The organism is Acidobacteriota bacterium (assembly GCA_016196035.1).
Lineage (GTDB): Bacteria > Acidobacteriota > Blastocatellia > RBC074 > RBC074 > JACPYM01.
Map to the genome: position 1 here is coordinate 29,647 of JACPYM010000117.1, position 22,560 is coordinate 52,206.

Consider the following 22,560-nt stretch of genomic DNA (forward strand, 5'->3'; position numbering starts at 1 on the left):
GGTGAATTTAGCCGTGGTTTTCAAACCACGGTAGTCGGACGAAGCAGTATCGCGTCGCGTAGCGACGGTTGAAACGTTCCGGCAATGACCTCAGTTTCAACCGTCGCTACGCGACGCGGGCACTATGGACGATGCTACCCGGCGTTGAAACGCCGGGCTAAATTCAGGTCGCCGCTACGCGGCTGCAAAAATGCAGCATTACATTTTTACCACTACCACGGCGGGTAGTACTTAGGAGTGGCACGGAATGAATGCAATAGCAGTGCGCTGAACACTGTTTCTAGCGGGCTGCGGGGAAAGCGCCGGAAACTTCCCAGGAGTGAAGAGAGCCAAAAAAAGGCCTCGGCTTCCACGTGGGAGCCGAGGCCAGCCATTAACGTTGGAGGTCAACGTTTCAATTACAACCGAACAGGTCGTTGCCGTTGAACAGATCCAACAGCGTCGCCAGCGCCGCAAAATCCGCCGCGCGATTTTGCATGACGGCGAATTGGGCTTGCATAAACAAGTCCTTGACCATCGAATCGCGCGACAGCACGAAGCCGTTTGAGAGTTGCACCGGCGCAAAGCTGATGTTGTAACAGCTCAGATTGGCCCACTGCACATTGGCGTTGACCACCGAACCACCACCGCCAGCCGCCAACAGGTTCAGTTGCGCCGCCACATATTCCTGATTGAACTGTTGCAATGGCGTCAACCCAAACCCAGTCGGATTCCCTTGCAAGGCTTGTTGAATCGCGTTGACATTGTCGGTGCTGACGGACTGATTGCCGTTGACACCGCTGATCAACACATTGCCTTGTGGAATGCGGCGCGGGTTGAGCTGCCACCATTGCGGCGCATGCCAGCAGAAGGTGTCGCATTTGATCGGCTGTACCGTGACCGTGAAGCTGCACGTTGCCGTGCCGCATTCATTCGTCGCCGTGCATGTCACCGTCGTGACGCCAATCGGGAACGACGTACCCGAAGCCGGAGTGCAAACCACCGGCGTGCCCGCCGGTGTCACGCTCGGTGCGGGATAGCTGACCGGCGTGCCAACACCGCCCGGCCCGGCGGCAAAGGCCGTGATGTTCGTCGGACAAGTGATCGCCGGACGCGCGACAACTCTGACCGTAAAGCTGCACGTATCGGTCATCGTGCCGCTCACCGCCGTACAGGTCACCGTCGTCGTGCCCAAGGGGAAGCTCGCGCCTGATGCTGGCGTGCAAGACACGCTCGCCACATCCGGCGCCACCGCAGGCGCCGGATAGGTCACCACTGCCGCAGTCGCGCCTGCCGCCGCACAAACCGACTGATTCGGCGGACAGGTGATCTTTGGCGGCGCCATCACCGTGACCGTAAAACTACACGACACCGGCCCGCAATCGTTGCGCGCCGTGCAAGTCACCGTCGTCGTGCCCACCGGGAAGGTTGACCCCGAAGCTGGCGAACAGGCGACCGGTGTGCCTGCGGGCGTCACGGACGGAGCGGGATACGTGACCGCCGCGCCACTCGCGCTGGTCGCGGTCGTCTTGATGTCGCTACCACACGTGAGCGCCAGGGTCGGCGTCACCGTCACGGTAAAGCGGCACGAATCGGAGCGCCCGCCAATGGAGGCCGTGCACGTCACCGTCGTCACGCCCAGCGGGAAGCTGGAACCCGACGCCGGGCTGCAAGACACGTTCGCATTTGCGGGAAGCGCCACCGGCGCGGGGTAATTAACCGTCGCCGCACTCGCGCCGACCGGCGCGCAAGCCGTTTGCGGCGGCGGACATTCAATGCGCGGCAGCGGCGGACACGCCGGGCAAATTTCAGGACAAACCAGTCCGGTCGGCCAGCCGCCCGTCAACCCGCCAATCAAGCCCATGCCACGCAAATCACGGTCGCCCGCGCGCTCCATGCGTTTGAGCACGAAGTCGGTAAAGACCAGCGACGCGACGCCCGTCTTGTCGCCACGCGCGATGGTTGCGCCGAATTGGAAGCAATCGTTGAGCGGCGAATCGGCCCGCATCTCAAACGCAATCGTCAACAGCGGTGAGCGTTTGCCCGCCGCGCCTGCCTCCGTGCCGAACGGAATCAAGTCGCCGACACGTAAGCGGCCCGCGCCGACCGCCAGGCGATTGCCGCGATAGAGTTGCAGGTTCGGGTTGAGCGCGACCACGCGGGCGTCCAGCCCTTCAAAGTCGAAGGCCGCCAAGACGATCACGCCTGAGCCATCGGGTTTCTGCACAAAGAGGGTGACCTTATCGCCCATCGTCACGCCCGCCGACGCCAGCAGGAAGCTGAAATCCCACAAGCTGTCATTGCACGACAACGCTGTGACGCTGCCGCCCGGCGTGCGATAGCCGAAGCCCATCAGTTCGGTGCCACGGAATCCGCCAACGCCCAGCGCATCACCGCCAAAGGTCGTGCGGTTGACGTTGAACACATTGAAACCATCCATCGGCGAACGGAACGGCACCGTCAGCGTGAAGGGTTGGCGCAAGAGGAAGTGATCGCCTTGCGGCAAACGGTCGCTGGTGACAAAGCCATGCGTAACCGCCGGGTTATCAATTTCCGGGCAAGGCACGGGTGGCAACGGACAGGCCGGGCAAACCACCGGGCAAACCAGCCCCGTCGGCCAACCGCCGGTCAAACCGCCGAGCAAACCCATCCCAAGCCGCGCGCGGTCGCCGGGCCGCTCTTCGCGCTTGAGCACGAAGTCGGTGAAGACCAGCGAACTTGTGCCACGTCCGCCATCGCGCGCGATGGTCGCGCCGAATTGGAAACAATCGTTGAGCGGCGAATTGGCCCGCTGGTCAAACGCAATCGTCAGCAGCACCGAACGATTGCCGGCCTCGCCCGCTGCTGTATTGAGCGGAATCAAATCGCCCGCAAACAAACGGCCCGCGCCCACCGCCAGCCGGTTGCCGCGAAACAGTTGCAGGTTCGGATTCAGTTCGGTGACGCGCGCGCCGTCGCTTTCGTGCGTGAACACGGCCAGCGTAATCACGCCGGAACCATCGGGCTTTTGCAAAAACAGCGTGACCTTATCGCCCGCCGTCGCGCCCGCCGAGGCCAGCAGGAAGCTAAAATCCCACACGCTATCCAAACACGACAACGCCGTCACACTGCCGCCCGACGTGTTGTAGCTGAAGCCCATCAAATTGGTGTTGGCAAAACCGCCAACGGATTCGGCATTCCCGCCAAAGCTCGCGCGATTGACCAGGAAGGTGTCGAAGCCATCCATCGGCGAACGCACCGGCACCGACAACGCGAACGGTTCGCGCAACAGGAAGTGATCGCCCTGCGGCAACCGGTCGGTGGTGGTAAAGCCGTGCGTCACCGCCGGGTTGAAAATCACCGGGCAAGGCACCGGTGGCGGCACGCAGTTCGGGCAAATGATCGGACACACCAGCGCGGTCGGATAGCCGCCCGTCAAGCCGCCAATCAAACCACGGCCCGGCAAATTGCGGTCGCCGCGTTGCTCCATGCGTTTGACCACGACATCGGTGATGACCAGCGAACTCGTCCCCGCGCCCTCGCCACGCCGAATGTTCACGCCGAATTGGAAGCAGCCATTGAAAGGCGAACCAGGGCTGGGATCGAACGACACGGTCAACAAGGCTGAACGGCGGCCCGCCGCGCCCGCCGCCTGCGCCAGCGGAATCAAGTCGCCCGTCTGCAACCGGCCCGCGCCATTGGCCAGACGGTTCTCGCGGAACAACTGCACGTTCGGATGCAACGCGGTCACGCGCGCGCCGCCGCTTTCGTGCGTGAAAACAGCGATGCGAATGGTTCCGTCACCATCCGCGCGTTGCAGATAAAAGCCGACGGTATCACCGACCGTTGACCCCGCGCTGGCCAGCAGGAAGCTGAAATCCCAGACGCTGTCATTGCACGACAACAGCGTCACGTTGCCGCCCGGCATTGCATAACTGGCGCCGGTCAAGCGCGTGCCGGCGAATCCGCCAATGCCAGGGACATCGCCGCCGAAGTTGGCGTCGTTGACCTGAAACATGCGGAAACCCGGCATGTTTGTTGATGAAGGTACGGTAAAGGTAAAGGGTTGTGGCAACAGGAAATGATCGCCTTGGGGCAGGCGGTCGCTGGTGGTAAAGCCGTGCGTAAGCGCCGGCACACTGACTTGCGGGCATAAGGCCTGTGCGCTGGCGACGCTTTGTAACGTAGGCGTGGAATCGGAAGCCAGCAGCAAGAGACATAGAAAGAGACAACTCGCAAAGGCGGCATAACCGAGCTTCGCGGCGAACTTCGGGGTTCGGGGCATAGACACTCCTTCAAGTGGGAACAGCACCCGCGCGACGCTTTGCCAGCGCCACGCGGGTGCCATGGGTGATTAAATCAAAGATCACAGCCGACGACCGAATGAGGCGCGGCTCAACCTGACGCAGCGCTGCCATTGCCGCTTGGGAAAGCGCACAACCGCCGCGCCACGACTGACGGTGAATGGGATTGCAGTGAAATAACGACGACCGCTTAGCAGCGGTTACGGTTTGAATGCGCAGTGCGAGGCGCAACTAAATGAGTAATTGAACGACTATTATTACCAAGTGTTACGGCCAGCATTCACGGAGAGGGGAAACAGCTTAAAGGTCGCGTGTACCTACGCATCGAATCATTGGGAGGGGATGAAGTCGGCGCAGAGCTTAGGCCGAAATCGCGTTGCGGTCAATAAAAAGTTGAAAGGTGGCGAGTCAAACTTGGGGTCGTTCACGCCCACGACCCAAGTTTGCAGCAAGTCTGGTGACAGCACTGGCTCGTTACTGTCGCTTACCTGCGCACAAAAAAGAAATCCCCGTCAATCGAGGAGTTTTCCCAAGGTACCTGCGAGCCATTGCTGCGTTCCTTGACGCCGATGCGGGTCAGTTTGAAAACGTCTTCGATCTTCAGGCCCGGCTTCCGCAGATTGCGCAACAACTCTTCGGTATAAAGCCCGTTCTGGCCGGTGCCGTCGCGCGCCACGTTGCCGGGCGAAGTGGCGTAAGCGACCAAAGTGCCATTGGCCTCTTTGGGCAATTTGACCACGGCCAGCCCGCGCGTCAGCGAACGCGTCGCCGCGGCAAAGGGGTTGTCGCGGCAGGCATCGAGAATCAGGATGCTCAGCGCATTGCGGGCATTGGCGAATTCAGAGAGCACGCGCCCGGCGTCCACCGTCTCATATTCGACATCGGCTTCCTTTTCGATGCGCACGCCGAGCGGCACCAGATAATTCGTGCCGTTCACCTGGATGCCGTGCCCGGCGAAATAAAACAGCCCGACGCTCTTGGCGTCGAGCTTTGCGCCAAACGCGCGGATGGCTTCTTCCATGCGCCGCTTGTCGGCGTTTTCGAGCATCGTCACCTGAAAACCGCATTCCGCCAGCACCTCCGCCATCGCCCGCGCATCGTTGACCGGATTTTTCAGCGGCACCGTTTCATAGGCGCTGTTGCCGATGAGCAGGGCAAAGCGTTTGTCCGCGCCGATCTCGCGAATCGCTGACGCCACCGCAGGCATGGCCGCCGCGACCGCTTTGCCTGATTCGCGCGGTGCCGGCGTTGGATTGGCCGTGCGCTGCGGCTCCGGTTCACTCTGCTTTTGCTGTTTGAGCAACACCGACCAGTTTTCAATCGGCGCTTCAGCCGGTTTCTTTTGTGCGGTCGTGGGCACGGTAGGACTGAAATGCGCGCCTGCGACTTGGCCGCTGAGCTTCAAACTATACGTGCCGCTCTTGTTGGCGGACGGCCCGCTCAAACGCAACAGGACGATCTGCTTGCCGCCCAGCCGCAATTTGGCCGCGCGTTTGTCGCTGCCATTCGGCGTCGAAGCGGACGCCTCGAATTTGAGCAGCGGCACAAAACTCGTATCCAGCACCTCAACTTCCAGCATCGCCCAGTCCTGATAGCCCGTCACACTCAACGTGAATTCGACACTGCCCGAGGCTTCCAAGGCATAAAAGGTTTCGGTGCGCACGCCGGGCCGGAGCGTGCCTTTGATTTCAGTGCCCGGCAGCGGCAGCGGATTGGCGCGGTCTTGCGCGCTGGCTTGGCTCAAACCAAACAGCAGTACGGTTCCGAGTAACAAACAAATTCTGTTTTGCAGAAACATCACAACCTCGTTTCTTGTTGCGGGTACGCCAGCATTCTGCCTTCTCAATTCAACATTCCGCCTTCCTCGCACGGGCAGGCCTGGCACTTTTCCCCACTGCTCAGGAATGTTGAATGTTGAATTGAGAAGGCAGAATCTGCGCAAACACGTGCTACTTCTTTACCTTGTCTTTTACCTTCGCCGGCTGGCTGCCCGTGTATTTGCCAACCGCGCTGACATCGTCCACTTCGGTAATCACGACTTCGCCGATCTTGTCGGAAAGTACGCGCAAGACCTTGCCCGTGTCAGGGTCTTTGACCTCTTTGATGGGGCGTTCGACATTCAACTTGTCGCCGACTTTCAACCCGGCGTTTTTGCCGACGTTCAGCACCACCATCGAACCGGCGACATCGGCGATGGTGCCTTCGACTTTCATTTCAAGCACGGGCAGCGTCGCAGCCTTGCTCTCCAACTGCGACGAGAGTTTGCCGACCGCGTCATAAACGGCTTCGCCAATGATTGTCGAGGCGAAATTGCTGGAGGTCATGTCCTGGTTCCCCGCGCCGACGACGTCGCCAATGATGCCGCCGCCGCCCGAAACCGAAGTGCTCTCGCGTTTGGATTCGCCGCGCGCATCGCCCGCATAAAAAATTTCCGCCGTCGTCGTGTTGACCATGCGGAAGTTGACGCCGACGACCGCTTTCGCCTTTTCACGATTGACCTTCATGCCGCCAAAGCCGGGCAGGTTGCCAGGGATGCGCACAGCGCCGCCGCCCGCTTTTGATTTCGACGAATCATCGCGGCCAAAGGTGTTGATGCTGCCCATAATCAGCGTATCCACGCCCAGAATCTTGCCGATCTTGGCGGCGGTCGTGGCGTCCACGCGCCCGCTCGCGCCGAAGTTCTGTTCAGCCAGAATCTTTTCGATCTGCTTGCGCTCGACCACGGTGTAAACGCCGCTCTGCACCAGCTTGGTCACCAGCAGGTCGGCGATGCCCTTGCCCACATCCTGGTTGCTGCCAAAGTAAGCATACACGTTGCTCGTCACCGTCGCGTAATCAAAATCCAGCACGGCGATGCGGCGTTTCTCTTGTGCCGATGAATTGTTAGCGGGATTGACGGCCAGCAGGGTCAGCAGGGCCAGGGCAGTGATAAAGCGCGTAATGATTGTGTTACTCATTTCGATGATCCTCCAAACCTACGACTAAAAAAGCCACTCTGAATGCCATCGCTTCAGCGCATTCAAAGTGGCGTATTCAACGAACGCTTACCAAATCCGAAACGCCCTAGACGGCGCGGCTGGGGGAGTGGTTCGGCTCCGCTAGCTTACTACCAGGACTTACGCAAAAGCCGGAAACTTTGCCACAGAGGCACGGAGTCACAGAGCCAGAGAGAAAGTTTTCCAGTCATGCAAGTCTTTCCTCTGTGTCCCCGTGCCTCTGTGGCAATGCTTCTGCGTAAGTCCTAACTACTTTAGCCTGGGAGCGCTGCTACAAACTCTTGGCTTGCACCTGCGCCAGCACTTTCCGCGCCGCCGCCAGATGCACTTGATCTATCATCTGGCCGTCCAGCGCAATCGCCCCCCGGCCAGGCGCCGCCGTCAACGCGTTGACGATGCGTTCGGCAGTGGCAATCTCGGCCTCCGTCGGGGCAAAGGCGGCGTTCACAATTTCCAAATGCGCTGGATGAATCGCGGTCTTGCCGTCATACCCCAGCCGCCGCGCCGCCTGACAACGCTGCCGCAAGCCAGCCAAATCGGCGATGCCAAAATGCGGCGCGTCATACGCCGCCACGCCCGCCGCCCGCGCCGCCAGCAAGACATGCGAGCGCGCGTAAAACACTTCCTGCTCATCATCGCTCAGCGTGCAACCGACCTCGCGCGACAAATCCGCCGAGCCGAACAGCAGCCCCACCACCAATTCGCTGGCTTCGGCCAATTCGCGCGCCGCAAACACACCGCGCGGTGTTTCGATCAGCAACAATAAGCGCTTGGCGTCGTGCACCGTTTGCGCGCCCGCCCAGTTGCGGCTTTGCAGAATGGGCGCGAGCGTAGTCACATCATCCACGCGCTCGGCCTTTGGCAACAGAATGCCGGGCGCGCCCGCCGCCGCCACGGCACGCGCGTCTTCCAAGCCGAAATCCGTCGTCAGCGCATTGATGCGCACAAACACGTCCTTGCCGTCGAAGGTCATTTCGCGCAGGGCACGCACGATGGTTGCGCGCGCTGCGAGCTTCTGCTCGACCGCGATGGCGTCTTCCAAATCCAAAATCAGCGCGTCGGCGGCTGAATCGCGCGCTTTCAAAATCATTTTTTCGGAATTGCCCGGCACGTACAGCAGACTGCGCAAGGCGGTCAAATTATTTTTCATGCTTGATCCAGTGGCGTTTTCGGAACCAGCACGCGGCGGCGCAAGACGAGCACGATTTCGCCGCGTTGATTGCGCGCGCGCGTCTCGACGTAAACGACGCCGCGATCCGGTTTGCTTCGTGATTCGATTTTGTCGAGCACTTCGGTCTCGGCGTAGATCGTATCGCCGTGGAACGTCGGCCCGACGTGTTTAATGTGTTCGTATTCCAAATTGGCGATGCATTTGCCGCTCACATCGGCGACCGACATGCCCACGGCGAGACTGAAGACGAGCGTGCCGTTGACCAGCCGCTGCCCGTGCTGCGTGCCCGCCGCGTAATGCGCGTCAATGTGCAACGGATGCTGATTCATCGTCATCAGGCTGAACCACGTGTCATCGTGTTCAGTGATCGTGCGGCCTGGCCAATGTTTGTAGAGCGCGCCGACGGTGAATTCTTCAAAGTATCTGCCGTAGTTCATCGCGCGGCTCCGGTCACAGGCTTGCGGCGGCGCGTCTTTTTCGGCGCGCCGTTCGTGGGAGCGGGCAGGACTTCTTCCAACGTCGCCGCCGTCAGCAACCGCAGACTGGCGGCTTCGAGTTCACTGGTTTGCGCCGTTTGCAAATAAGCCAGCGCCCATTGCGGCAGTCTACCGAACTTCGTTTGCAATTGCAGACGGAGAATATTCGCCCCTTCCTCTTGCCGTCCTTCCTGCCGTCCTTCCTGCCGTCCTTCCTGCCGCCCTTCCGCATGACCTCGCTTGTAAAAGCCGCTCAAGACCAGATTGTTTTTGATCTCTGCTTCCAGTCCCATTTCAGTTGCCTCCTTGATGAATACTTCTCCTTTGACGCGCAACCCCGCAACCAGCGCCCATTGGGTTAACGCATCACGGCGGCGTGCGCCTGCCAACCGGCAGATGTTACGCAGGATGCGCCGCAGATTCGCGCGCGTCGCACCGTTGCCGCACAGGAAGCCAATAATGTTCGCTTCGATTTCGTCCGAAGCGATCAGCGGCGCGGCGTCAAGCGAACGAATGTCGAGCAGAATACACTCGAATTTCAGCTTCGGCTGTGCGATGCGCGCCGACATGCGCAGTTTACCGCGCCCGATATACACCACGATTTGCCGGGGAATGCGTCCAGTTTGTTGAAAGATCAGCGCGTAATATTCCAATTCGCGCCACGGCATTTTGGCGTCGTTACTGCCTTGGAATTCAAGATGCGTCAGCGCGCCGTCCACCTCTTCGATCAGTAAATCAGCGCGGCGCGTTTTGGTCGAAGCGAATTCGATGTTGAGAAAGCTCTTGACGCCGCGTTTGACGAACACGCGCCAGAGTGGTGAACCGGCAGCCTGGAACAACTCCTTGAGCACTGCGTCGGAATTGATGCGTGGGGCTTTGGCACGTGGCTGTTGTCGCGGTTTGGTCATAGCCTGACTCTTTATTTCGCCGGATACTTCGCCAGCAAGCCCTTCGCCACAATTAACCGCTGTAGCTCATTCGTCCCGCCACCAACAATCAGTAGCGGCGCATCGCGGTAATAGCGTTCAACATTCAAATCTTTCGCATACCCCGCGCCGCCGTGAATCCGCAACGCTTCGAGCGCCACTTCCTGCGCCGTCTCGGTGGCGAAGAGCTTCGCCATCCCAGCTTCCAAATCGCAGCGTTCGCCGCGATCTTTCTTATCGGCGGCGGAATAGGTCAACAGGCGCGCGGCTTCGATCTTCGTGCCCATCTCGGCCAGCTTGATCTGAATGGTTTGATGCTCGCAGATTGGTTTGCCGAAGGTCTGCCGCCGCTGCGCGTATTGAATCGCGTCTTCAAACGCCGCGCGCGCCAAGCCCACGCCGCGCGCCGCCACGTTGATGCGTTCGCTTTCGAGGCCGGTCATCACCTGTTTGAAACCTTCGTTCTCGCGCCCGCCAATCAGATGCTCTTCCGGCACAAAGAAGTTGTCGAAGTGCAATTCGCAGGTTTCGACGCCTTTGTACCCCAGCTTGTCAATGTCACGCACGACATTGAAGCCCGGCCCTTTCTCAACGATGAACGCCGAGATGCCTTTGTACGGCGGCTCAGCCTTCGCATCCGTTTTCGCCGCCAGTACGAAAGTATTGCCGTACCGCCCGTTGGTGATCCACATCTTGGAACCGTTGAGGCGATAGCCACCCGCCACGCGCGTGGCCGTCGTGCGCAACCGTTGCACATCGGTGCCCGCGTCGGCTTCAGACAGCGCCAAGCCGCCGCGTCGTTCGCCACTCGCCAGGCCCGGCAAGTAAGCGCATTTTTGTTCTTCCGTCCCAAAGCGATTGATGACGTCACAGATAACCGAATGCGTGCCGATGGGACCGACGATGCTCATCCAGCCACGCGCCAACTCTTCGATGACCATCGCAAAGGTGGTGTAACTGAGCGCCAGCCCGCCGTATTCTTCCGGCACATTGCAACCGAACAGGCCCAGCTCTTTCATCCCGGCAACAATCTCGTGTGGGTACTCATCGGCGTGTTCCCGTTGGCTGGCGACGGGTAAAACATGGCGTTCGACGAATTGGCGGACGTTGGCGACGATGTGTTGCTGTATCTTGTCGGGCGCGAACATGGACGTGAGTCTATGCTGTGGCCGCGCGGCTTGTCTATGCGTTTACATCGCGGCGGGTCTGAGCTATGTTGCAGCGGCGTTCAATCAGCAGTTCACCCATCCAACTTTCGCTAACTTATGGAGGTCAGAGTATGGCATTCCGGCGTTTCGCGTGGATTTGCGGCGTCACACTACTCGTGATGGCGCTCAATGTTGGGGGCACCATTCTGTATATGGTCGTATACAGCTACCTGATCAATCCCGGCCATGACGGTCAGTTTTACCAAGCCCACGTGCAAGTGGCCGCGCCCTATTGCAGCATCATTTTCGGCGCGCCACTGATGTTTGTATTTTGCCGCTGGCTGGGACGCCGCTGGGAGCCAGGCTTTGCCGTCAAAGCCGCCCTGCTGGTGTGGCTGGTTTACGCAACGGTGGATGTGCTCGTATTGGCGGGCGCAGCCGCTACTTCTGGCGTAAGCACGCAACTCGCCGTGCTCACCAGCATTTCGCAATTAACCAAATTGGTCGCGGCGTATTACGGCGGGCTGTCGGCCAGCCGCCAACCGCAATCGGCCTGATTCGGAAAAGGAGTTCGCATGTTTCATCCACGTTCATGGCAACGTTTCAGCTTGCTGCTTTTCGTGCTGCTCGCGCTCGGCGCATTCCTCGTTCGCCAGGAATCCAAGCCTATGCAAGCCGCCGACACTTCGCCGGAAGAACGCGGCTTGCACAATCTGACGCACAACGCCTATGGCACGCCGCTGCTCAACCTCAAGCTGATCGAACTCGCGTCAAAAGTCTGGGAGCCGGAATGGAAAGCCAAGCTCGACCCGAACGATCCGGCCTCGTTGCGTAAGGTCGCCTTTGAACGCTACGGCCTGACTGATGCCGTGACCAGTGACAATCAAGGCGCGCCGCTGCAATTCGTGGCGACCAAGAGCGGCATGTGGGTGCAAACCTGCATGCTCTGCCACGGCGGGCGCGTGCCGATCACTGGCGAGAGCAAGATCGGCATGCCCAACACCGAACTCGACATGCAAACCCTGTATGAAGACATGACCAAAGCCACCGGCATGCGTGGCCCGTTTCAATTGTCGTTTGGGATGACGCGCGGGCGCACCAACGCCTTCATCTTCAGTCTGGAACTGGTGCGGCGGCGCAACGAAGATTTGTCGAATCGCAAAGAGCCGCTGCCGATGGGCGAGTACGCCGACTTCGATCTGGACCCGCCCGCGTGGTGGTACCTGAAAAAGAAAACGGCGCTTTATTCCGATGGCGCGGCGACCGGCGATTTCACCCGCCCGATCATGCAATTCACGATGGGCGAGCCGAACGGCGAAAAGATTCGCGGCTGGGAAAACGAGTTCCGCGACATCCTGGCCTATCTGAAATCCATCGAGAAACCCAAATACCCGCTGCCGATTGACGCAAAGCTGGCGCAGGCGGGCGAACAGGTCTTCACCAAAACCTGCGCCGGTTGCCACGGCACGTATGACGCCGCTGGGAAATATCCGAACAAAGTCATCCCGCTCGAAGTCATCGGCACTGACCCCATGCGGCTGACCAAGCTGAGCAAAGAGTTTCGCGCTTACATTGATAAAACCTGGTTCGGTCAGGGTGGTTCGCAACACATCCTCGAACCGAAAGGCTACGTCGCGCCGCCGCTGGATGGCGTCTGGGCAAGTGCGCCGTATTTTCATAACGGTTCCGTGCCGACGGTTTACGGCGTGTTGACGGCGGAAGCGCGCCCGAAATACTTCCGCCGCGTGGGCACGAGCAAGGATTACGACACGCAGAATCTAGGTTTGAAGGTCGAAGCGTTGAACGCATCCGCACCGAAAGACACGCCTGCCGAAGCGCGGCGACGGGTGGTGGATACGACATTGCCAGGGTTGAGCAATTCTGGGCATCCGTTCGGGTTCAAGCTGAGCGAACAGGAAAAGCGGCAGGTGATCGAGTATTTGAAGACGCTGTAGTTGGCGCGCCGGAACGGTACCGCGCGCGTCAGCAAGCGGCTGCTTCACGATTTGCCGCTGTGCCGTAACGCGAGTCTCCGCTTGCTGACGCGCGCGGTACCGTCCTGTTCAACGCGCGCCCGGCCATTGCACAATCTTATCCACCGCCGTCACCGCAATCGGGTGATAACCGCTACGCGCTTCCTTGTAAATTTGCATTGCACGCGCACGCCCGGTGGGCGTTTTGACCAACTCTTCATACAGCGGACGAATCAGCTTTTGCCTGCCGATGGATTTCAGGTATGCGGCCAGCCGCGCATCCGCCGCCGTGTAATTGTTGCGAATCGCGATCAGCAGCCAGATGTGCGCAATTTCGGCGTTGCCTGATTGCGTCAACTTGAACGCGCGGTCGAGTTCTTCCAGTTGCGTCTTGCTTAATTGCGGCGGCAGGAAGCGCAGGAAGTGCAGCCACTGTTGCGTCGCCCAATCCTTTACCGGCAATTGCGCGGCGGGCCGTTTGCCTTGCAGCCATTCGTTGGCCTGCGTTTCGATCAGGGCAAAGGCGTCCGACTTGGGTTGCGGCGCGCTGGCGGGCAAGCCCGGTTTGTAGAGCCATTCGTCAAGCGGGATTTTGGCGGCCAGTTGCGGCTCAGCGTCCAGCAAATTCTTTTTCAGATAGGTAACAAAATCCGCCGTCGTGATGCTCTGAAAGGCGAAGTGATCGAAATAGCCTTTCAGGAAATCATCAAAGCGCGCGCGGCCAAAGGTCTCTTCCATCTGGCGCAATAGCAGTGCGCCCTTTTCATACGGCACTTCGGTCGAACCATCATCCGGATCACGGCCCGTCAGATCGATGTGCAGGATTTCGTCGCGGTCATCGGCCTCGGCCAGCGAACGTTCGAGCGTTTGGCGGCCCAGCACGGCTTCCATCTCTGCGCGCTCGCGGCCATACAGCGCCTCGATGATGCGGCGTTCCAGATAAGTGGTGAAGCCCTCGTTCAGCCAGAAATCGCGCCACGTCGCGTTGGTCACCAGATTGCCCGACCACGAATGCGCCAGTTCGTGCGCGATCAGCGACACCAGACTCTTGTCGCCTGCCAGAATCGTCGGCGTTGCAAAGGTCAGGCGCGGGTTTTCCATTCCGCCATAGGGGAAGCTCGGCGGCAACACCAAAATGTCGTAACGGCCCCAGCGATACGGGCCATAAAGCTTCTCGGTCGCCGCGACCATCTTCTCTGTGTCTTCCAATTCCTTCGCGGCTTTGTCGAGCGTGGCCGGTTCGGCATAAACGCCTGTGCGGTTGCTGAGCGGTTTGAACGCGATGTCGCCGACCGCCAGCGCGATCAAGTATGGCGGGATGGCTTGCTTCATTTCGAAGACTTTGAAGTGATAACCTGACGCCGTCACACCACTCGGCCCCAAGGGGGAAACCTCGGCGCTCATCACCGCTTGCAACTCTTTGGGCGTATGGATGCGCGCCGAATAGGTCACGCGCACGGCGGGCGAATCCTGCAACGGAATCCAACTGCGCGCGTGAATGGACTCGGATTGCGTGAACATATATGGCTGCTTCTTCCCCGCCGTTTGCGCGGGTGCGAGCCATTGCAAGCCCGAAGCGTCCGGCGCGGTTTCATATTCAATGCTCACATCGCAATCATACGCGGGCAATTCAATCGTCAACGGCGCGCCCAAAATTTTATCGGGCAGGCCGAGCGTGAAGCGCAACTTCTCGGCTTTACCAGCGGCGTCAAGCGCGCTGATGTTGTTAGTGATCTTCAGGCCGCGCGTATCGAGTTTGAGCTGGCGCGCCGCTTTATCCAGGCGTTCGAGTTTCAGCCTCACACTGCCCAGCATCACCTTGCGGTCGAATTGAATTTGCAGATTCAGGTCAACGTGCTTCACCCGCACTTGTTCGGGATTGCCATACGAATGCACATCGCGTTTTTCGGCACTCGATTCGTTTGTCTTTTGCATCTCGTTGCTCTTTGGGTCGGCGGCGGGTTGGCAGGCCACCGCCAGGAAAACAATCAGCATCAGCAGGCACAGTCGGAATCTCATCGGCGCGTCTCCTCTATCGAACAGTTGTTGCGCAGCAGAGTGGCAAAGCGGCCCCAAGGCTGTCAATCTTGCGCGCAGTGAAGCGCCGCCGCTACACTGCCGTGCGCTGCAATCACCATTCGACTAATTCCGTCATTCAACTGCTATGAACTTTGCCGAAGCGACCCAACTCATCGCCCACTCCACCAAGATCGTCGGCTTCACCGGCGCGGGCATCTCGACCGAATCGGGCATCCCGGATTTCCGCAGCCCCGGCGGCGTCTGGGCTACGAACCGCATGATCTACTTCGACGAATTCCTCAACGACCGCGACGCGCGCAGCGAAGCCTGGCGGCAGAAGTTTCTGGTCTGGCCCGAGATGCGCAACGCCATGCCGAACGCCGGGCATCTGGCCTTTGCCGAACTGGAACGCCAAGCCAGGCTGGCGGCGCTGATCACCCAGAACATTGACGGCTTGCATCAACGCGCCGGCAACAGCGCAGAAGCGGTGATCGAATTGCACGGCACGATGACGGCGGCGGAATGCCTGTCCTGCCGGTTGCGCATCCCGATGGATGAGGCGCTGGCGCGCATCGCGGCGGGCGACCCCGCGCCGGAATGTGAAGAATGCGGGGGCTTGCTCAAACCGGCGACGATTTCCTTCGGCCAGCCAATGCCGGGCTTGCCAATGCAGATGGCCGCCATCGCCGCGCAAACCTGCGAGGTATTTATTGCCGCCGGTTCCTCGCTGGTCGTCTATCCGGCGGCGTCTTTCCCAGAAATCGCCAAGGAAAGCGGCGCCACGTTGATCATCATCAATCGCACCGAAACGCCGTTAGATGGGATGGCGGATTTGGTGGTACGGGAAGAAATCGGCCAGGCTTTGCCAAAATTGATCGGCCTCAAGCAGCATTGACGTATATCAACGCACGATCACCACACGATGCACGCCCGGCGTCAGTTTGAAGCGCGCCGCCTTGCCTGGCTGGGAACTGCCTACGAGTTTGCCATCCACGGAGGCCGAGATTTCGCGGTCGGCGCTGGGCGGGACGCGCACCTCAAGCGGTTTGCGGGCTTCGCTGTAAAAATTGAGCAGGCGTTCGGTGCTGCGGTAATTGTAAAGCCGCGCGGGCGCGTCCAATTCGAGATCGGCCTGGCCGTTGCGTTGAATAGCCAGACGGTCAGGCGCAAGGGCCACATCGTAAAGATCGCCGCCGACGGAAAGATTGCTCAGGCGCGCCTCAGCGCTGACGGCTTCGTTACCAATGGTCAGGCCGGCCCAGGGATCAAGGGTGAGCAATTCTTCGAGGCCCGGCAGCCAGAACAGGCCGCCGAACCAGGTGGCGGGTGGCGGGCTAACCGGTGAAATGACGTTGGCATTTTCAGGCGCGGCGCTCTCGAAACTGTCGCGCGTCTTGGCATCGCGCCACCAAGCCTCGCGCATGAGTTGCGTGCTCTGCCGCGCCAGTTCCGAGGCTTCGGCGTAAAAGCCGTAGCGCTTCAATCCGAGATAAACCAGATAATGCGTCAGCGCCGAGACGCGCCCGCGCCAGCGGCCCGCTTGCGAAAAGGCGGCGTCAGCGCGCGCCAGGGTGGGCAAGAGCGGTTCACCGCCAAAGCGCTGAGGGTCGCGCAAGGCTTCGACCAGTTGGGCGGCGCGCTCGCGCGAAGGAATGCCCGCCGCGAGGGCGAATAGACTTTCGGGGGTCGCGTGCTGTGCGAATTGACCATTCCAGCGGCGATTGAGATAAAGCTTGGCGTCATCGCTCCACAACCGCAGGTCAAAGAGTTGTTTGAGGCGCGCGTATTCGACTTCCCATTTGGCCGTGTCGTCTTTCAAACCCAACTCGCGCGCCATCAGAAAAAGCAGTTCCGTATCGAGCGCATAAAGCGCGTTCAACCCAACCGGCGTCATTTCCAGCGTGTGCGACTTTTCGTTAAAGAACGGCGCGGCCAGTTTCGGCGTCACGGCAGTAGACCTGTCATCAGGTTGCCATTGCGGGCTATCATCCCAGCCCGATTCCGCCGCCGCATATTGCTGTTTCAGCACAGCAGGCATCTGCTGCGCGCCGCTCTCGCCGACTTCCAACTCGGCATCATAGCCCCATTCGAGCAAGCCGTCGCCGTTGCCGTCACGCCAGGGCTGCCCATCGCCACGATCGGCGCGCCACCATTCGTGCCAACGTTTCAACCGCGGGTAGACCGCCGTCAAAAAAGTCACATCCTGTGTTGCCAGATAAATCTTCCACGCGCTCAACGCGCCCACCGGCGGCATCGAACGCCCGCTCGAAACCGTGGCTTCGGCATTGAGCTGACTATTCACGGGAAAACTGGCGGGCGACAAACGGCCATCACTGCCCAGCCGGTCGAGCATGGCGCGCACGGTGGCTTGGGCCTGGGGCGGATCAATCAGCGCCGCCGTCAGGGCGCGCATGAAGGCGTCCCAGTGCATGCTGACTTGCTTGGGCTGCGGCGCATCGGCGCGCCAGGCCGAGGCGAATTCGCTGCGCAGTTCGGGCACAAAAAGCCGGTTCCAATTGACCGCGCGGCTCAATGCTTCCAGCGCATCGGCCAGCCAGCCCGTGCTGCGCGGGCGCGCCGCGCCGTAACGGATCTCGGCCTGTTCCAGCGTTTTGGCTGCCGGTTCGTGCAACGCCTGGGCGGCTTCGCGTTCGAGCGCCGCCACGTCTTCGCCCAACACGATGACGAAGCCGAGCGGCTCTTGCTCTTTCAACTCAAAGCTCAACGCGCCAAACCGCTGCACGCCAAATGCCGCGTTGCCTTCGGTCTGGATTGGCAGCGCCCGCCCCTCTTTGCTCAAAGTGTCACGCAACGCCGCCGCATCGTTATAGGCAGCAGCACCACTGGCTTCGCGTTCCGCGCGCAACAGCATGCGCAACGGTTTGGCGTTCAGTTTGCCAACCTGCTCGCCCAATATCGTGCGCACGTCCTGCACGCGAAAGTTCACCCGCCCGCCTTCGCTCAAACGCGGAAAGGGCTGATAGGTTTCGAGCGCCACCCGCACGGGTGCTTGGGCTGTAAAGCGCCCAAGCACCGTGCGCGGCCCGGTGCGCGTCCATTGCAAGGTGGCGAGTTTGCGCTCAAAGGGCAATTCCCAATGCAAGCGGCCATAGCGGCCCTCGCTGGCTTGCGGCCCAAACAGCGCGATGCGTTCCAGCGGCGGCGCGTCTTCGACGGCGGCGCCTTGCCGGTACACCAGCAGGCGCACGCCAAAAAACCCTTGCCATTGCGGACGCTGCTCGTCGGCCTGTCGCGACGCCAACCCTAGGACCAGGCCCGTGGCTTGTGCCGGATCATAGGTGCCCACAATCAAGCGTTCCTGCGCCCGCGCTGGCAGTGCGCCAACCAGGAGCCAAAGGAAACCGATTGTAAGCAGGCATTTTTTCATCCGAGACGTAAGCGAAACGCCAGTAACTTCACGCGAAGACAAAAGAGAGATTACGGAACAGACGGAAATAACGGAATAAACTGAAATGAATCACCAGACAAAGTTCCGTGTGCTCCGTTATTTCCGTCTGTTCCGTAATCTCTCTTCCCGCCACGCCATTCTCCAGAAATCAAAAGGCAAATGGTTCGCGGCAGCCGCACGCAACCAAACAATTCCAAGAACGTATGCGCGGGTGACGCTTGCCATTTGCCTTGCGAAGCTATTGCGGTTGCCCGCCACGCTCATTGCCGCAACGGTTTGCCGCAGAAATTGCAGAAATTCGCCGCGCGTTGCAACACCGCCTGACAATGGGGGCAATGTTTCTGGTCGCTCTGTAATTCGCTCGGCGGCGCGCTGCCCGGGAAATTCGGCACCGGCATCACTTGTGTCGGCACCAGCGGCGGTTGCGGCGGTTGCGCGGACGGCGCAGGCGGATTAAACGGTTGCGCGGGCGGCTGCATCGGCGCTGGCGGACTGAACGGACGCGGCTGTGATACGGGCGGCGGCGCAATCGGTTGCCCATAGGATTGTGGTGGTTGATTCGACCACGACTGTTGATTATAAGCCTGCGGCGGATAGGCCGATTTGGCGTTCAAACTGCGTGCGCCCGTCACGCCAAAACAATCTTTATAGGCCGCCGCCGCAATCAAAAACTGCAAGGGATAGGTCACTAACATGCCTACGTAACAAGCCAATTGCCCCAGCGAACCCAGAATGGCGACGACAAAGGCGAAAAGCATGAACATCCACATGTTCGGGCGCGTCATTTCGAAACTGCGCTGCATCGCTTCGATCACGCCCAGTTTCTTCTCAACGATCAAAGGAAAGGTGAAAAAGAATAACCCCGCCGCCAGAAAGCCCGGCACGATGCAAAACACCGCGCCGACGGCGACGCAAATGCCCACCAGAAACAGCGCCCCCAGCATGCTCAGGAACACATCGCCCGCCGAGAACATATCGCGCACGCTGATGGCTTCGCCGCGCATCTGTTTGAAAGCCGTGCGATAAACGCCGCCCAGCATAAAGGCCGAGAGCGACACCGTAATCAACCCGCCCAAAACACCCCAACAGCGGGACGAAGATGGGCACGGCTCCGATAGCGTCAGAATCTCTCCCAGCCGCAGCGATGTTCATCCCAATCGCCAGGATATAAACCGGCAGAATCGGCACCACCAGCGCCACGATGAATACCAACATCATTGGCACCCACACTTGCCAGCGGGCGGCAAACAACTGCCAGCCTTCATTGATCCACTCGCCCCACTTCACTGTCGCCGCAGGTCTTTGTTCCATCATAAAGTTTCGTCTCCGTCAGTTGCCCCGTTGATGATTGATAGCTAGGCCTTTACGCCAGCTTCGGTCAGATATTCGCGCATCACTTTCACATAATGCGGAAACGCGATTTCGGGTTCTTCTAGCTCGGCATAACCGCGCTTCTCCCATTCAAACGAGTAATAACCACGATGGCCGTTTTTTACCAACACACGCACAATCTCTTTGACAGGCACCACACCAGTACCGGTCAGTACATAGCGGTGGCCGTTCCGAACCGTGCTGTCTGGACGTGAGTCCTTGAGATGCGCGTGCCGCAGGTAATCTTTCAATTGCCCAATCGTTACCTCTGGCGCTTCACCGGCGACAAAGGTGTGGTGTGTATCCCACAGGAACGCGACCTGTGGATGGTCGGCTCCCCGGATGATCTCTAACAGCAACGGCGCATTGGTGAATTCACCATGCGATTCGACAATGATGCTGACGCCACTGCCTTTGGCGTGATCCCCCAACTCGCGCAAACCAGCGATGATGCGCGCGATAGTCACTGCTTTCTCCTCGCCTTTGACTAATGTATTTGGAAAGACGCGCACATAAGGCACTTTCATCGCGTGCGCTAGATCAATAAAGCGCTTGGTTTCTTCCATCAGCGTGGCGCGCTTGGCGGCATCAGGTTCGTGCATATTCATTGAGGAACCCAAATCGGAGACTTTCAAATCAAGCGCGGCCAGGTCTTTGAGCGATGTCTGTAACCGTGTGCCGCTGAGTTCCGGGCACTTCGGCAGATCCAATTGGTCGAGCAGTCCACGCAGTTCTAATGCGGCGAAACCCCATTGCGAAGTGTTTTTCAGAATCGTCGGCCAATCCCATTTCGGACAGCCCAGCGTCGAAACGGCCAGTGGCAGCTTTTTGATTTTCGCGGCGGCCCAACTATTCGCACGAATCACGGCAGGTGCGGCTACGCTGGCGCTCAAGGTTTGCAGGAAATTGCGGCGGGTCAGGGTATGCATCTTGTTCATCCTCAGTGAATTCAGTCAGCCCAAAACGCCCGCATACTAATGCCGATACCGGAATGCCGCAAGCCGCTTAATCGGGGACAAAGCCGGGCAGCAACGGCAACAGACTTTGCGCAAACGCCAACCCCGCCTCCCGCGCTTGCTCCTGCATCTGCTGCGCCGACAACGGCACAATCACGCGAATCAGCGCGCCATCTGTGCGCCCGCGCGTGACAGCATCGGCCAGCGTATACAGCCGCCCCCAATACTCGCTCGCCACCACGCGCCCGCGCCCGTGATACCAGTACAGCGCCAGCATCTGCGCGCCGTCCTTTTCGATCAGGTATTCGTTGATGAATTGCGGCGGCGTGCCCAAGGGATGTAACTGATGATCGCCCAGCGTCCAGCCCGCCCCCGGCAGACAGTTTTGCGGTGAATGATAGGTGCTGCGCGCGCGCTGCGTGGCGTAGTAGGCGATGAACAGAAACACCGTCGCGCCCCGCTCATTGACGTAGGTGCGCGACGTGAAATCATCCGCGCCCAATTCGCGAATGGAACCCGGCGTCAGCGTCTGGGCTTCGACCTGTTTCCACACACCAAGTTGTTCAGGAAAGGTCGCGAGCGCGGCGTGAGGCGGTACGGCTTCGCTGGCGCGGGCGTTGATTAGGTAGTGGGTGAAGGCGGCGGCACAGAGTAGGAAGAGGAGCATGCCGAGGTAACTGAGGTTGGGTTTCATCGTGGAAGCCGTTATGAATCTAGCGAGATTTCTTCTAAGTGCAACTCCTGTTTTTCCTTTTTGGCAGTAACCAGCACTCGCTCACCATAATAAGGCTGTACTACATCTTTCATTAGAGCTATTGGAACTCTAAGTTTGTGCTCGGTATTTGACTCAGCATCAACAAGCTTTACCGTGCCAAATTTATCTTTTTTCGGGCTGTTAGCATATTTCAGAATCCCCGTGTATGTAACAGGCGTGTGCGATTCAACTCCATTCAAGGCGGCTCCCGATTCTTTCGACTCGGCCTGCATAGCACTACGTTTCTTTCGAAGAGTAACAGGCTTTTCTTTCCCAGCTTGAATAGACTTGAAACCAACCAATTTGACGGCTTCCCCATCTGGGGCAAGCTGCTTCACAAGACCAACAAAGTTCTCATAATAAACTTCGTCGTCAATTCGCTCCTTCAGCTTTTCAGGACTTGGCCCTTCGAAGATTTCCATACACTCCATCATTTCGCCAATAATTCGCCCAGGCTCAAGCACGCTTTTTTGCTCGTCAGGAAATAGGCTTTGTTGTAAATCAAGACTGCCAATTTGGAACGAAATAGCGAAACTGGCAGGCGCAAATGCGTCCACAAATAAGGCGTACTGCTCTTTCAGTTCTTTACTAACACCCCCATTAACCCGGTATGGTTTTTTTAGAAGCCGTTCTACCGTTCGGTAAAACATCACATTTACTTTTTCAACCCTTTGCACAAGATGTTCGACTAATGTCCGTCCCCGGCCAGTTGCATCACCCCAAATCGTCATCAGCCATTTGTCATTACTCAACGAAATACCGCTCACAGCAAGATGCCGCATGAAATTCACATCTTCATACAGATTCTTTAGTTCTTCCTTGATTTCTGGTGGAGGGAATCCGGCTAACCCATTAGCTATAAGCCAATCTGCAGTTTCATAGTCACCCGCATTGTAAGCAAGCGAAGCCGCACTTCTGAATAAGATTGAGCGCGAGGGTTCAGCCTCCTTTGTGTTAGGCAACAATAAGGCAGCTTGCTTTTCAAGCTTCAGAGCTTCTACAAAAAGTGATTTGGCTCTTTCTTCCTCGCCTGTGTGGCGATGCCAAAAGGCCATTTCAGCCAAATCCATTGCCTGTGGGTGCAAGTCATTCACGGTAA

At 59.0% G+C, this 22,560-nt stretch carries 16 protein-coding genes; 3 read left to right on the forward strand and 13 right to left on the reverse strand.

Translation table 11 applies throughout. From position 1 onward, the window contains the following. Window positions 1-394: 394 nt before the first annotated feature. The 7 genes from HY011_32770 to HY011_32800 all read right to left on the reverse strand — a co-directional run bounded on the left by HY011_32770 (window position 395) and on the right by HY011_32800 (window position 10,979). Window positions 395-4,243, reverse strand: coding sequence for an HYR domain-containing protein (locus HY011_32770; GenBank protein ID MBI3427721.1), 3,849 nt, complete (start codon window positions 4,241-4,243; stop codon window positions 395-397). A 503-nt stretch (window positions 4,244-4,746) separates the two neighbouring features. Further along, window positions 4,747-6,036, reverse strand: a complete 1,290-nt coding sequence (locus HY011_32775) for a caspase family protein (protein MBI3427722.1) — start codon at window positions 6,034-6,036, stop codon at window positions 4,747-4,749. A 175-nt stretch (window positions 6,037-6,211) separates the two neighbouring features. Beyond that, window positions 6,212-7,219 (reverse strand): curli production assembly protein CsgG, encoded by a 1,008-nt coding sequence (locus HY011_32780; GenBank protein ID MBI3427723.1) that lies wholly within the window; start codon window positions 7,217-7,219, stop codon window positions 6,212-6,214. 310 nt (window positions 7,220-7,529) lie between these two features. Further along, complete coding sequence (locus HY011_32785; GenBank protein MBI3427724.1) at window positions 7,530-8,408, reverse strand: CoA ester lyase; 879 nt, start codon at window positions 8,406-8,408, stop codon at window positions 7,530-7,532. Beyond that, window positions 8,405-8,866, reverse strand: a complete 462-nt coding sequence (locus HY011_32790) for a MaoC family dehydratase (protein MBI3427725.1) — start codon at window positions 8,864-8,866, stop codon at window positions 8,405-8,407. The genes HY011_32785 and HY011_32790 overlap by 4 nt, the downstream gene beginning before the upstream one ends. Further along, on the reverse strand, window positions 8,863-9,813 hold the full coding sequence (locus HY011_32795; GenBank protein ID MBI3427726.1) for a hypothetical protein: 951 nt from the start codon (window positions 9,811-9,813) through the stop codon (window positions 8,863-8,865). Before HY011_32795 ends, HY011_32790 begins: the two co-directional genes overlap by 4 nt. Before the next feature lie 11 nt (window positions 9,814-9,824). Beyond that, complete coding sequence (locus HY011_32800) at window positions 9,825-10,979, reverse strand: acyl-CoA dehydrogenase family protein (GenBank protein ID MBI3427727.1); 1,155 nt, start codon at window positions 10,977-10,979, stop codon at window positions 9,825-9,827. Between the two features lie 131 nt (window positions 10,980-11,110). Here HY011_32800 and HY011_32805 point away from each other — a divergent pair, with 131 nt between their 5' ends. Both HY011_32805 and HY011_32810 read left to right on the forward strand, forming a co-directional pair. Continuing rightward, window positions 11,111-11,536: a hypothetical protein gene (locus HY011_32805; protein MBI3427728.1), complete on the forward strand. Its 426-nt coding sequence runs from the start codon at window positions 11,111-11,113 to the stop codon at window positions 11,534-11,536. A gap of 18 nt (window positions 11,537-11,554) precedes the next feature. Then, a complete protein-coding gene (locus tag HY011_32810) occupies window positions 11,555-12,934 on the forward strand; it encodes a c-type cytochrome (protein ID MBI3427729.1) in 1,380 nt (459 codons plus the stop codon). 108 nt (window positions 12,935-13,042) lie between these two features. Here HY011_32810 and HY011_32815 read toward each other — a convergent pair whose 3' ends face one another. After that, window positions 13,043-14,971 (reverse strand): M1 family metallopeptidase, encoded by a 1,929-nt coding sequence (locus tag HY011_32815; GenBank protein ID MBI3427730.1) that lies wholly within the window; start codon window positions 14,969-14,971, stop codon window positions 13,043-13,045. Between the two features lie 145 nt (window positions 14,972-15,116). On the opposite strand from HY011_32815, the gene HY011_32820 reads away from it, so the two are divergent. Beyond that, window positions 15,117-15,866 carry a Sir2 family NAD-dependent protein deacetylase gene (locus tag HY011_32820; GenBank protein ID MBI3427731.1) on the forward strand — a complete coding sequence of 250 codons (750 nt, stop codon included), beginning with the start codon at window positions 15,117-15,119 and terminating at the stop codon, window positions 15,864-15,866. Between the two features lie 6 nt (window positions 15,867-15,872). Here HY011_32820 and HY011_32825 read toward each other — a convergent pair whose 3' ends face one another. The 5 genes from HY011_32825 to HY011_32845 form a co-directional block, all read right to left on the reverse strand. Continuing rightward, complete coding sequence (locus tag HY011_32825; protein ID MBI3427732.1) at window positions 15,873-18,278, reverse strand: hypothetical protein; 2,406 nt, start codon at window positions 18,276-18,278, stop codon at window positions 15,873-15,875. 362 nt (window positions 18,279-18,640) lie between these two features. Next, a complete protein-coding gene (locus HY011_32830; protein MBI3427733.1) occupies window positions 18,641-19,456 on the reverse strand; it encodes a hypothetical protein in 816 nt (271 codons plus the stop codon). 279 nt (window positions 19,457-19,735) lie between these two features. After that, window positions 19,736-20,680: a sugar phosphate isomerase/epimerase gene (locus HY011_32835; protein MBI3427734.1), complete on the reverse strand. Its 945-nt coding sequence runs from the start codon at window positions 20,678-20,680 to the stop codon at window positions 19,736-19,738. 76 nt (window positions 20,681-20,756) lie between these two features. Continuing rightward, window positions 20,757-21,401, reverse strand: coding sequence for an EpsI family protein (gene epsI / locus HY011_32840; GenBank protein MBI3427735.1), 645 nt, complete (start codon window positions 21,399-21,401; stop codon window positions 20,757-20,759). 11 nt (window positions 21,402-21,412) lie between these two features. Next, window positions 21,413-22,555, reverse strand: a complete 1,143-nt coding sequence (locus tag HY011_32845) for a hypothetical protein (protein ID MBI3427736.1) — start codon at window positions 22,553-22,555, stop codon at window positions 21,413-21,415. Window positions 22,556-22,560 lie beyond the last annotated feature (5 nt).